The organism is Saccharopolyspora sp. NPDC047091 (assembly GCF_040643635.1).
Taxonomy (GTDB): Bacteria; Actinomycetota; Actinomycetes; order Mycobacteriales; family Pseudonocardiaceae; genus Saccharopolyspora_C.
This window is the reverse complement of record NZ_JBEYUS010000002.1, coordinates 30,268-42,299: the sequence shown is the minus strand read 5'-3', so window position 1 is coordinate 42,299 and position 12,032 is coordinate 30,268. Positions and strand designations below refer to the sequence as shown.

The following is a 12,032-nucleotide window of genomic DNA, read 5'->3' as shown; positions in this document are numbered from 1 at the left end:
TCACTCCAGGCCGATGGAGAAGGTGGCCTCGGTGTCCTGGCGCGAGTAGGAGCGGAACGCGATGTGCGTGTCGGTGTCCAGCACCCCGGCCACCTTGTTGATCTTCCCGGGGACGATGTCGGCGATGTCCTCGTGGTTCGTGACCCGCAGGATCGCGATCAGGTCCACGTCCCCGGCGCACGAGTAGACCTCGGCGACGCCCTCGATGTCGGCGACCTCCTGCGCGGCTTCGGTGAGCCGGTCGGCGACGGTCTGGATGAGCACGATCGCGGTGATCACGAAGAGCCTCCTGGCTGCGGGACGTCGTTGCTCGAATCCTAAGCTCACCGGAGCGAGCGCCACCCACCTCCGTGCCGCGGCCGACCGGCCGGTCGAGCGGGCCGGTCAGGGCACCGGGTCGAACGGGCCCCGGTCCGGCTCGCAGACCGCGCCCTCGGGAGGCAGCGCGCCATCGCTGAAGTACGCGTTCAACGCCTCGTCGATGCAGGCGCTCTCCCCCCGAGCGCCGTGCCCGAACGTGTCGAGCGTGAGCAGCCGGGCGTCGGCCAGCAGTTCGGACGTCGTGACCGCGTCGTCGTACGGCGTGGCCGGATCACCTCGCCGATTTCCGATGACCAGTACCGGTCCGGCCGTCTCCCGGTCCCACGGGCCGGTGTAGCGGTCCGGATCAGGCCCGCCGGGCCAGGTCGCGCAGCCCAGCGACAGGTACGTCCAGTACGAGCCGAAACCGCGCCCGTCCTCGTCGGCCCGCCGGGCGTGGTCCGGCCACGCCCACGGGTCGCGGGGATTGCCACCGTCGTTGCACATCACGCTGAGCCGCTGCTCCACGCCCATGGAGGTTCCCCAGCCCCGCGACGCGGGCGGAACCGGCACGACCGGCGCAGGCCGGGCTGATCCACCGGGCGAGGAGAGCTCGTGCAGCTGCTGCAGGAACTCACCGAGCACCGTCGACGCCCAGGCGCCCTTGAGCGCGCTCGCCGTCCTGATCACGGCCGCCTGGTAGGTGACCTCCATCGAAGACCCGTCCGGCCGGGTGATCGTGACGGGCCGGACCGACAGCCTGTCCAGCAGCGCGTCGTACTTGCCGAGCAGATCGGTGCCCGGCTCCCGGAAGGCACACCGCTCATCGGTGGCGCACGCGTCGAGGAACGCGTGCAGCGCCTGCTCTGCACCGCCCGCGGCACCCGTCCGGTAGGTCATCGGCTCGGCCGCCCCGCCCGGCAGGTACCCCGTGGTCCACTCGATCGGATCGACCACGCCGTCGATCGCCACGGCGCCCACCCGCTCCGGGAACAGGTTCGCGTACACGGTGCCGAGATGGCTGCCGTAGGAGAGTCCGTAGTAGTCGAGCCGGTCCTCCCCGACCGCTTCGCGCAGCAGGTCGAGGTCCCGGGCCACGTTCGCCGTCGAGGTGTGCCGCAGCAGCGGGCCCGCGTTCCGGGCGCACTGCTCGACCGCGTGCGCGGTGTCCTCGATCTGCATCCGTTCCTGCGCCGCGTGCACGGGAAAGGAATCCGTCGGGTCGAAGCCGTCACCGGGCTCGCTGGAACAGCTGAAGCCGTCGCTCTCGGCGACACCGCGCGGGTCGAAGCCGACGATGTCGAACCGCCGGTGCAGCTCCGGGGTGAGTTCCGGCGCGAACTTGCCGCTGTCGCCGGGCCCGCCCGGGTTGTAGAAGATCGTGCCGAGCTTGTGCTCCTGATCGGCGGCGGGCAGTTTGCCCACGGCGAGCCGGATCTGCGGTCCTGCGGGGTCCCGGTAGGACAGCGGCACCTCGGCCGTCGAGCACTCGTAACCGGGCCCGCCCGCGCAGGGCGTCCAGTCCAGCGCCGGTACGGCCGCCCCGTTGGTGCGCAGCGGAGCCGGCGCGGAATCCGCGGCGGGTGGCCCGGCGACGGCGGTCGGGGTGAGCGAGCCCGTCACGAGCACGGCGGCGAGGATCGCCGAGCCGCGCGCTGAAGCGGCGATGCGTGACGACATGTCCCGGCCGATCTCCAAGAGTTTCCACTGCCGAGCGAAAACTAGCGAAGAAGATCAGTTCGCTACCAGCGGAGAACGACCATCTGGGGGCAGAAACAGGTGAGCCCCCGGACCAGAGATCCGGGGGCTCACCTAGGTGTTGAAGATCAGTCGTGGTTCGGTCCGGTGTGGTACTCGAACACCAGGCCCGCGACCATGATCAGCAGCACGCCGATGGAGATCACGATCAGCACCACGTGGAAGAACGCCAGCGCGATACCGGCGAACGCGGCGGACGCCGCCAGCCCGGCGGGCCAGTAGCTGCCGGGGCTGAAGAAGCCCAGCTCGCCCGCGCCGTCGCTGATCTCGGCGTCCGGGTTGTCCTCCGGACGCGGCTCGATGCGCCGAGCCACGAACTGGAAGTAGCTGCCGATCAGCAGCGACAACCCGCCCACCAGGATCAGGGCCACCGTGCCCACGGGTTCGTGTGACCACACCCCGTAGACGATCGCCGACAGGAAGAAGAAGCCGGTGATCATGTTGAAGATCTTCGCTTCGACCTTCATGGATTCCTCACTCTCGCGCCCTACGCCCTGCCGGGATCAGTTGCCGGCTTGCCGGCCGCCGATGGTCGACGGCTCGCCGGAGGTGCGGTCGGTGTCGAACGGGACCGAGGTCACCGCCCGCGGCGCGCACAGCTCACCGCAGTTCATCTGCCCCAACGCCTCGGCGGCGGTGTAGTACTGGCCGGTGGCCGGGTTGGTCTGCGTACGCAGGTTGATGTACTGGTCGAACTTGTCCGGCGACAGGGCGCGGACTTCGAAGTTCATCATCGAGTGGTAGGTGCCGCAGAGCTCGGCGCACCGCCCGACGAAGGAGCCCTCGCGTTCGATGGTGTTCTCGAAGACGGCTTCCTGGTCGTTCTTCTCCGGGTGCGGGAAGGTGTCCCGCTTGAAGTGGAACTCGGGGACGAAGAACGAGTGGATGACGTCGGTGGAGCTCAGGTTGTACTGGATCGTCGACCCGGTCGGCAGCACCAGCAGCGGGATCTCGCTGCTGCTGCCGACGGTGCGGACCGGCTGACCGTCCGGCGTCCGGTGGTCCGGGTAGTTGAACTCCCAGTTCCACTGGAACGAGACGACGTTGACCTTCTCGTCCGGCGTCTCGGACTTGGCCATCACGTAGTTCTGGGTGGTGGCGGTGAAGTAGAACAGCACCACGACCATCACGAACGGCACCGCGGTGTAGATGACCTCCAGCGGCACGTTGTACTGGAACTGCCGGGGCAGCTCCTCGCCCTTCTTGCGGTGGAAGGCGACCGTCCAGAACATCAGGCCCCACACCAGGACGCCGACCGCCAGTGCAGCGATCACCGACCAGGTCCACAGCTGACGCATGGACTCGGCCTGCGGGGTGACGCCCTCCGGCCAGCCGAACCTCAGGACCTCGTCGGTCGAACAGCCCGTGGCCGCGACCGCGACCAGGCCTGCCAGCCCGGCGACTTTGACCAGCCGTGGCACTCGGGTCCCCTCCTCCAGACGTTCCTGCCGCAAGCTCCCCATTCGAAAGCCCACTGCGCGACGCCTCCTCGCTGCGTGTTCCCACCGTCGCCGCGGGTCTGGGCACAACGCGCACCCACCATGTCCCGCGGCCGGAATGCTGCGGGGAGCCTAGCCCAGCAGTAGCCGCGATACTGCTCCGGGGTGGCGAGGTGCGCTGCACGTCACCGAGATCGTCCCCGCCCGCCGCGGTGATCGGATCGGGTGGACCGGACCACCCGAACCGGTGGACTTGGCCACCCGGGCCGGTTCCCGCGTCGCGCGCCCGCCGCGACGCACGCGCGCGGGGAACGAACCGCCTCGTCCGGGCCCGCTCACCGCGCCTGCACAGCGCGGCGGCGCACCCGGCATACTGGGTCTCCCGCCGCCGAGATCCCCGACCGGGACGCGGGGCGGAGCCCGACCCATCGCCGACGCGAGAGGTGCATGGACGCGTGTGCGGCCTGCTTGGACTTGTCTGTCCCACTGAAGAGAACGCCGGTTTCGCCGTCGACGCCGTGGCCAAAGCCCTGCCCTGCCAACGGCACCGGGGACCGGACGAGAGCGACACCTGGCACGGCGGTGAGGTCGTCTTCGGCTTCAACCGGCTGTCGATCATCGACCTGGAGCACTCGCACCAGCCGTTGACCTGGGGCCCGCCGGAGAACCCCGGCCGCTACACGATCAACTTCAACGGCGAGATCTACAACTACCTGGAGCTGCGCGCCGAGCTCGCCGAGCACTACGGCGCCCGGTTCCACACCGACGGCGACACCGAGGTGATCGTCGCCGCCTACCACTACCTCGGCACGGCGATGGTCGGCAGGCTGCGCGGCATGTTCGCGTTCCTGATCTGGGACAGCGAGCGGCGCGTGGTGTTCGGCGGGCGCGACCCGTTCGGGATCAAGCCGCTGTACTACGCGTCCGGCCCCGGCGGGGTCGCGTTCGCCAGCGAGAAGAAGTCGCTGCTGAGCCTGGCGACGACGCTGCGCATCGGCGAGGACCTCGACCACAAGGCGCTGCAGCACTACCTCACGCTCCAGTACGTGCCGGAGCCGGAGACGATGCACCGCCAGATCTCGCGCATCGAGTCGGGCACCTCGTTCACCGTCTCCCCCGGCGGGCGGCTGGTGACCGAGCGGTACTTCGTGCCGAACTTCACCTCGAAGCCGGTGCGCAACGACTCGGACGCGCGGCGGCTGCACGACCAGATCGTCGACGTCATGCGCGACTCGGTCGCCAAGCACATGCGCGCCGACGTCACCGTGGGCTCGTTCCTGTCCGGCGGCATCGACTCGACGGCGATCGCCTGCCTGGCCAAGGAGCACAACCCGAACCTGGTCACCTTCACCACCGGGTTCGAGCGGCAGGGCTACTCCGAGGTGGACGTGGCCGCCGAGTCGGCCGCGGCGATCGGCGTGAAGCACGTGATCCGCACCGTCTCCCCCGAGGAGATGATGGAGACGCTGCCGCTGATCATCTGGTACCTGGACGACCCGGTGGCGGACCCGGCGCTGGTGCCGCTGTGGTTCATCGCCCGCGAAGCCCGCCAGCACGTGAAGGTGGTGCTGTCCGGGGAGGGCGCCGACGAGCTGTTCGGCGGCTACACGATCTACCGCGAGCCGTTGTCGCTGGCGCCGTTCGAGCGGGTGCCGGGCACCCTGCGCAAGGCGATGGGCAAGGTCTCCACCGCGATCCCGGACGGGGTGCGCGGCAAGGACCTGCTGCGCCGCGGGGCGCTGTCGCTGGAGGACCGCTACTACGGCAACGCGCGGATCTTCCGGGACGATCAGCTCAAGGCCGTGATGGCGGCCTTCGACCCGGGCGTCTCGCACCGCGACGTCACCGCCGCGCCGTACCGCTCCTCGGCGAGCTGGGACCCGGTGACCCGGATGCAGCACGTGGACCTGTTCACCTGGCTGCGCGGGGACATCCTGGTCAAGGCGGACAAGGTGACGATGGCGAACTCGCTGGAGCTGCGGGTGCCGTTCCTGGACAACGAGGTGTTCCGCGTCGCCAGCGGCATCCCGCTGGACCAGAAGATCACCCCGGAGACCACGAAGTACGCGCTGCGCCAGGCGATGAAGCAGGTCGTGCCCGCGCACGTGCTCAACCGCCGCAAGCTGGGCTTCCCGGTGCCGATCCGGCACTGGCTGCGCGACGAGATGCACGACTGGGCGCGCAACATCATCCAGCAGTCGCAGACCGAGCGGCTGCTGAACAAGACCGCGATCCTGCAGCTGCTGGAGGAGCACCGGTCCGGCGTGCTGGACCACAGCCGACGGTTGTGGGCGCTGCTGGTGTTCATGATCTGGCACGGCATCTTCGTCGAGGGACGGCTGTCCCCCGAGGTCCCGGAGCCGTACTACCCGGTCAAGCTCTGACCGCACGACACCGGCGAACGGCCGCTCCCTCCCACCGGGAAGGAGCGGCCGTTCTCGTCGCGGCAGGTCAGCTCTGCTTCGCCCCGGCGTGCAGCGCGACACCGGAGTTCGCGGACACCGAGGTGGTCAGCCAGCCGTCCTCGTTGACGTCCACGGTCCCGCCGGTGCAGGACCCGTCCTGCAGCGAACCGGACAGCACGTCGCAGTAGGTCCCGGCGGGCAGCGAGGTCTGGAACGACTGCTGGTCGATCGCCGCGTCCTCCCGGTTGAGCACCACGAACCCGGCGTCGCCGCGGCCGAACGCGACCCGGCCGGACCCGTCGTCCCACCAGTTCGTCAGCTCCGCGCCCTGCACCTCGCGGTGGAACCCGGCCATCCCGGCGATGATCGGCCGCGCGTGCTCGCACACCCACGCCTGGTCGGAGCAGCTCGCCGGGTTCGTGCGGCCCTCGCCGTCGCTGGGCGGCCCGGCGTCCGGATCGTCGAAGGCGAACCCGGAGATCAGCTGCGGGGTGCCGTACGGGTAGGCGAGCATGAACGCGTTCGCCAGGTCGTAGGCCGTGCCGTCCTTGTAGGTGAGCGTCGGCTCGCTGCGCTGGGTGTCGTGGTTGTCGATGAACACCACGGCCTGGTCGCTCGGCAGCGTCATGCGGTCCGGCAGGTCCTGGAGGCCGGCGAGCGACCCGTTCTTGAAGGCCTCGCTGACCTCGTGGTGGTAGGCGAACTCGGTGACGTCCCCGTTGTCCGCGTACTCCCCGGCGGAGGTGGCCTGGTCGGCGATGACCTCCTGGAACACGTACGGCTTCGCGCCGGTGCCGGGGACTTCGTCCAGCCCGCCGAAGATCGCGCCGACGTCCTCCGGCGGCATGTGCTTGACGCCGTCCACCCGGAAACCGGAGACGCCGAGGCTGATCAGGTCGTTCAGGTAGCCCTGCTCGGCGGAGCGCACGTAGTCGGATTCGGTCGCGAGGTCGGCGAGCCCGACGAGCTCGCAGTTGCGGACCTCGTCCTTGTCGTCGTAGTTCGCGATGTCGCGGCGGCAGTCGTGGAAGTCCGCGTCGCTGTACAGGCCCGGGTACACGTACTTCTCGTGCGTGGTGCCCGCGCTGCCGACCGCGTCGCTGGCGGCCATGTGGTTCACCACCGCGTCGGCGTAGATCTGCACCCCGGCGTCGTTGCAGGCGGAGACCATGCCGGCGAACTGGTCGCGGTTCCCGCGCCTGCTCTCCAGCTGGTAGCTCACCGGCTGGTAGTCCTGGTACCAGGGGTGGTCCTCGCCGTCGAGCTGCACGTGCTCCTGCGGCGGGGACACCTGCACGGCCCCGAAGCCCTTCGGGCCGAGGGTGCTGCGGCACTCCTGCGCGATGGAATCCCAGGGCCACTGGAACATCTGCACGATCGGTCCGGCCACGGGTGCTGCGGCCGGTTCGGGTGCGGCGGGCGCTGCCGTGGCCCCGGCGGCGGGGACGACGGACGAGCCGACGAGGGCCACCGCTAGGGCGTATGCGGGTAGAGGCATCGGACAACTTTCTCGATTGAGCAGGTGTCCGTCGATCACATGTTCTTTCCCGCGTCCAGTCAATGCGCCATTGGCACCAGCGCTGACCTGCTCGTTCACCCGGACCGGAGCCGAGGAGCGCGTCCCGCCGCAGGTCGCGGCGAACCTCGCCGAGCTCGGCGGGCACCCCTCCGCCCCGACGTGAGCCGCGCTACTCGCGACCGGTGGCCGCGGACCGCCCAGCCCTCCGGCGGAGAATGCGGGCCATGCGTGATGTGGAGATCAGGGAAGGCACCATCCGGCTGGGCCAGCTGATGAAGCTGGCCGGCCTCGCCGAGCACGGCGCCGACGCGAAGGCCCTGTTGGAAGAGGGCGAGGTGCAGGTCAACGACGAGGTCGAGACCCGGCGCGGCCGCCAGCTCGCCCCGGGCGACCGGATCGCCCTCGGCGACGAGGAGGTGCGGATCGTCGTGGCCCCCTGACGGCGCGCGAACGGCCCGGCTCCCCGCGGGAACCGGGCCGTTCGAGTGTCAGGTCAGTGGAACGAGTCGCCGCAGGCGCAGGAGCCGCCCGCGTTCGGGTTGTCGATCGTGAAGCCCTGCTTCTCGATGGTGTCCACGAAGTCGATCACCGCGCCTTCCACGTACGGGGCGCTCATCCGGTCGACGACCACGTCGAGGCCCTCGAAGCCGCGCCGGGCGTCGCCGTCCAGCGAGCGCTCGTCGAAGAACAGCTGGTAGCGCAGGCCGGCGCAGCCACCGGGCTGGACGGCGATGCGCAGGTGCATGTCGTCGCGGCCCTCCTGCTCCAGCAGCGCCTTGGCCTTCTGCGCCGCGGAGTCGGTCAGGGTGACACCGTGCGAGGGCGCCTCGCTCTCAGTCGTCGTCTGGGCGGTCATGACTCTCCCTAGAGGTCTCGCTCGTCCGCTTCCGGCGTGACGTCCAACGTCGGCGCCGACCCGAGGTATTCCCCGCCGGGGAGGGGCGACTCGGGAGGCGAGTCGTGTTGGTCTACCAGCCTCCATGGTGGCACAGACCCGGCCCGGAACCACGTGAACGTCCTCGCATCCGGACGCGCCCGTTCCGGCGGCCCCGCCGCGGTGCGGCGAACACGCGGTCACGTGCGCCCGGCCGAGTGGCGTCGAATACCCTGGAGGGGTGAGGTTCCTTCGCCGCAGCAGCGCTGAGCAGACCGCGACCGACGACGCTTCCACCGAGGGCGCCCAGGCCGCGGCGGAACCCGCCCGCGACCGCACTCCCGGCAAGGGCAGGCCCACTCCGAAGCGGCGCGAGGCCGAGACCCGCCGCCGCGGCCCGGTAGCGCCGCCGCCGAAGACGCAGCGCGAGGCGATGAAGCGGGCCCGCGGCAACAAGGAGGAGCGCCGCAAGGCCGCGCGGGAACGCCGCGAGCGCATGATGGCCGGCGACGACCGCTACCTGATGCCCCGCGACCGCGGGCCGGTGCGCGCGCACGTGCGCGACATCGTCGACACCCGCAGGCACATGATGGGCATGTTCATGCCGCTGGTGCTGGTGGTGTTCGTGACCACGCTGGTGCAGAACGTGCTCGTGCAGCAGTACGCCACCCTGGTGTGCCTGGTGCTGCTGCTGACGATGCTGTTCGAGGGCACGCTGCTGGGCCGCGCCGTGAACAAGCGGGTGCGCGCGAAGTTCCCGGACGCGACCGACCGGCCGCTGTCGCTGGGCTGGTACGCGTTCACCCGGGCGATGCAGCTGCGCAGGCTGCGGGTGCCGCGGCCGCGGCTCACCCCGAAGGACTTCCACAAGATCGGCTGATCCGGCCGGATCCCGGGCCCGATCGTCCGCGCGCCCTCGTCGGATGCCGCCGGAGCCGAGCGCGGCATAGGGTCCGGGCATGGAGTTTCGACGTCTCGGCAACAGCGGTCTGTCCATCAGCGAGATCGCGTACGGCAACTGGCTCACCCACGGCTCCCAGGTCGAGGAGGACGCCGCGCACGCCTGCGTGCGGGCCGCCCTCGACGCGGGCATCACCACCTTCGACACCGCCGACGTCTACGCCCAGACCCGCGCCGAATCGGTGCTCGGCCGAGCCCTGGCCGGACAGCGCCGGGAAGGCCTGGAGATCTTCACGAAGGTCTACTTCCCCACCGGCGAGGGCCCCAACGACCGCGGCCTGGGGCGCAAGCACATCATCGAGTCCTGCAACGCCTCGCTGCGCCGGTTGCAGACCGATCACGTCGACCTCTACCAGGCCCACCGGTTCGACCCGTCGGTGCCGCTGGAGGAGACGATGACGGCCTTCGCCGACCTGGTGCGGCAGGGCAAGGCGCTCTACATCGGCGTCTCCGAGTGGACCGCCGAGCAGCTCACCCGCGGTGCCGAGCTGGCCCGCGAGCTGTCGGTGCCGCTGATCTCGAACCAGCCGGAGTACTCGATGCTGTGGCGCGTCATCGAATCCCAGGTGGTGCCGGTCAGCGAGCGCGAGGGCATCGGGCAGATCGTGTTCTCCCCCATCGCGCAGGGCGTGCTCACCGGCAAGTACCTGCCGGGTCGGCAGCCGCCCGCGGGCTCCCGCGCCACCGACGAGGGCGGCGGCGCCAAGATGATCTCGCGGTGGATGCGGGACGACGTGCTCTCCGCGGTGCAGCGGCTGCAGCCCGTCGCCTCGGACCTGGGCCTGTCCACCGCGCAGCTGGCCATCGCGTGGGTGCTGCAGAACCCGAACGTGTCGGCGGCGATCGTCGGCGCCTCCCGGCCCGAGCAGGTCGCCGACAACGTCGCCGCCTCCGGCGTGGAGCTCGGCGCGGACGTGCTGGACCGGATCGACGAGGTGCTCGGTGACCTGGTCACCGCCGATCCGCGGGAAACCCGCTCGTAGCGGTCCCCCGTGCCCGGTCCGGCGCACCGCCCGGCCGGGTACGGTTCCCGCAGTCGTTCACCCGATCGCAGGAGGTTCACCGGTGGCCGCGTCCGCACGCACCCTGGTGCTCGGCGGGGCCCGCTCCGGGAAGTCCGCGCACGCGGAAGGCCTGCTCGGCGCCGACGAGCCCGTCCGCTACGTGGCGACCTCCCGGCACGACCCGGACGACGCCGAGTGGACCGAGCGGATCGCCGCGCACGTCGCCCGCAGGCCCGCGACCTGGACGACCGCCGAAGCGGGCGATCCCGCGGTGCTGCTGGAACTGCTGCGCACCGCTCCCGCGGATGGGCCCGCGCTGCTGGTGGACGATCTCGCGACCTGGCTGACCGGGGTCCTCGACGACGCGGGCGCCTGGGACCGGGATCCGGCCGCGCTCGACGCCGTCGCGGCGCACTGCACCGCGCTCGCCGAGGCCGTCGCGGGCTGCGCGTCCCGGCTGGTGCTGGTCTCGGCCGAGGTCGGGCTCGGCATCGTGCCCGCCACGAGTTCTGGAAGACTTTTCCGCGACCGGCTCGGCGAGCTCAACGCGCGGCTCGCCGAACGCTGCGACGCCGTGCTGCTGCTCGTCGCGGGTGTCCCGCTCCGGTTGCGCTGACCACCCGCCCGCACCGACCCCGGAGGTAACCCCTTGTCCACCGCACCCGAGAACACCCCGGTCCGGTTCGGCGCCGTGCCGCCGCCGGACGAGCAGGCGCGGCGGCAGGCGGTGGCCCGGCAGGAGCAGCTGACCAAACCGGCCGGTTCGCTCGGCAGGCTGGAGGAGCTCGGGGTGTGGGTCGCGGGCCGCCAGGCCAGCTGCCCGCCGCGCCCGTTCGAACGCGCCCGGGTGGTGATCTTCGCCGGGGACCACGGCGTCGCCGAGCACGGCGTGTCCGCCTACCCCGCCGAGGTCACCGGCCAGATGGTGCGCAACTTCCTCGACGGCGGCGCCGCGGTGAACGCGCTGGCCAGGGCGAACGGCGCCACCGTGCGGGTGCTCGACGTGGCGGTGAACGCCGACACGCCGCCCGCGGTGTCCGGGCGCAAGATCCGCCGCGGCTCCGGCGCCATCGACCGGGAGGACGCGCTCACCGACGACGAGGCGCGGGCCGCGGTCGAACTCGGCAAGGCCGTCGCCGACGAGGAGATCGACTCCGGCGCGGACCTGCTCATCGCGGGTGACATGGGCATCGGCAACACCACCCCGGCGGCGGTGCTCATTTCCGCGCTCACCGGCATCGAACCGGTCGCGGTGGTCGGGCGCGGCACCGGCATCGACGACAACGCGTGGATGCGCAAGACCGCCGCGATCCGCGACGCGCTGCGCCGCGCCCGGCCGGTGCTGGACGACCCGGTGGCGCTGCTGCGCACCAGCGGCGGCGCGGACATCGCCGCGCTCGCCGGGTTCCTCGCGCAGGCCGCGGTGCGCCGGACGCCGGTGCTGCTGGACGGTGTCGTGGTCGGCGCGGCCGCGATGGTCGCCGAGGAGCTCACGCCCGGTGCCCGCCAGTGGTGGCTGGCCGGGCACCGCACCGCCGAACCGGGCGGGACGCTGGTGCTCGAACACCTCGACCTGAGCCCGATCCTCGACCTGGAGATGCGCCTCGGCGAAGGGTCCGGGGCCGTCACCGCGCTCCCGGTGCTGTCCGCCGCGGTGCGGGTGCTGGCGGAGATGGCGACCTTCGGAGAGGCGGGCGTCGGCGGCCCCACCCCCGCGGAGGCCATCGGACCCGACCCGGAGGACCAGGAGCTGTGACCTGCTCCGGAGAGGCC

At 71.2% G+C, this 12,032-nt stretch carries 12 protein-coding genes; 6 read left to right on the top strand and 6 right to left on the bottom strand.

Going from position 1 to position 12,032, the window contains the following annotated elements:
* From ABZ805_RS01605 to coxB, 4 genes are all read right to left on the bottom strand, one after another.
* Positions 1 to 279 (bottom strand): Lrp/AsnC ligand binding domain-containing protein, encoded by a 279-nt coding sequence (locus tag ABZ805_RS01605; RefSeq protein WP_358432807.1) that lies wholly within the window; start codon positions 277 to 279, stop codon positions 1 to 3.
* Between the two features lie 105 nt (positions 280 to 384).
* Positions 385 to 1,980 carry an alpha/beta hydrolase gene (locus tag ABZ805_RS01600; RefSeq protein ID WP_358432805.1) on the bottom strand — a complete coding sequence of 532 codons (1,596 nt, stop codon included), beginning with the start codon at positions 1,978 to 1,980 and terminating at the stop codon, positions 385 to 387.
* Between the two features lie 146 nt (positions 1,981 to 2,126).
* A complete protein-coding gene (locus tag ABZ805_RS01595; RefSeq protein WP_358432803.1) occupies positions 2,127 to 2,525 on the bottom strand; it encodes a cytochrome c oxidase subunit 4 in 399 nt (132 codons plus the stop codon).
* Positions 2,526 to 2,561: 36 nt separating this feature from the next.
* Positions 2,562 to 3,521, bottom strand: coding sequence for a cytochrome c oxidase subunit II (gene coxB / locus ABZ805_RS01590; RefSeq protein ID WP_358433058.1), 960 nt, complete (start codon positions 3,519 to 3,521; stop codon positions 2,562 to 2,564).
* Between the two features lie 431 nt (positions 3,522 to 3,952).
* Here coxB and asnB point away from each other — a divergent pair, with 431 nt between their 5' ends.
* Complete coding sequence (gene asnB, locus ABZ805_RS01585; protein ID WP_358432801.1) at positions 3,953 to 5,881, top strand: asparagine synthase (glutamine-hydrolyzing); 1,929 nt, start codon at positions 3,953 to 3,955, stop codon at positions 5,879 to 5,881.
* A 67-nt stretch (positions 5,882 to 5,948) separates the two neighbouring features.
* Here the strand turns inward: asnB and ABZ805_RS01580 are convergent, their stop codons facing one another.
* On the bottom strand, positions 5,949 to 7,400 hold the full coding sequence (locus tag ABZ805_RS01580) for an alpha-amylase family protein (protein ID WP_358432799.1): 1,452 nt from the start codon (positions 7,398 to 7,400) through the stop codon (positions 5,949 to 5,951).
* Positions 7,401 to 7,645: 245 nt separating this feature from the next.
* Here ABZ805_RS01580 and ABZ805_RS01575 point away from each other — a divergent pair, with 245 nt between their 5' ends.
* Entirely contained in the window at positions 7,646 to 7,861 is a 216-nt protein-coding gene (locus ABZ805_RS01575; protein ID WP_358432797.1) for an RNA-binding S4 domain-containing protein, read from the top strand.
* 53 nt (positions 7,862 to 7,914) lie between these two features.
* Here the strand turns inward: ABZ805_RS01575 and ABZ805_RS01570 are convergent, their stop codons facing one another.
* Positions 7,915 to 8,277: an iron-sulfur cluster assembly accessory protein gene (locus ABZ805_RS01570; RefSeq protein ID WP_224955307.1), complete on the bottom strand. Its 363-nt coding sequence runs from the start codon at positions 8,275 to 8,277 to the stop codon at positions 7,915 to 7,917.
* A gap of 259 nt (positions 8,278 to 8,536) precedes the next feature.
* Between ABZ805_RS01570 and ABZ805_RS01565 the strand changes: the two genes are divergently transcribed.
* The 4 genes from ABZ805_RS01565 to cobT all read left to right on the top strand — a co-directional run bounded on the left by ABZ805_RS01565 (position 8,537) and on the right by cobT (position 12,015).
* Positions 8,537 to 9,175 carry a DUF3043 domain-containing protein gene (locus ABZ805_RS01565; RefSeq protein ID WP_358432795.1) on the top strand — a complete coding sequence of 213 codons (639 nt, stop codon included), beginning with the start codon at positions 8,537 to 8,539 and terminating at the stop codon, positions 9,173 to 9,175.
* Positions 9,176 to 9,254: 79 nt separating this feature from the next.
* Positions 9,255 to 10,238, top strand: coding sequence for an aldo/keto reductase family protein (locus tag ABZ805_RS01560; RefSeq protein WP_358432793.1), 984 nt, complete (start codon positions 9,255 to 9,257; stop codon positions 10,236 to 10,238).
* 82 nt (positions 10,239 to 10,320) lie between these two features.
* Complete coding sequence (locus tag ABZ805_RS01555; RefSeq protein ID WP_358432791.1) at positions 10,321 to 10,875, top strand: bifunctional adenosylcobinamide kinase/adenosylcobinamide-phosphate guanylyltransferase; 555 nt, start codon at positions 10,321 to 10,323, stop codon at positions 10,873 to 10,875.
* Positions 10,876 to 10,908: 33 nt separating this feature from the next.
* Positions 10,909 to 12,015, top strand: a complete 1,107-nt coding sequence (gene cobT / locus ABZ805_RS01550; RefSeq protein ID WP_358432789.1) for a nicotinate-nucleotide--dimethylbenzimidazole phosphoribosyltransferase — start codon at positions 10,909 to 10,911, stop codon at positions 12,013 to 12,015.
* Positions 12,016 to 12,032 lie beyond the last annotated feature (17 nt).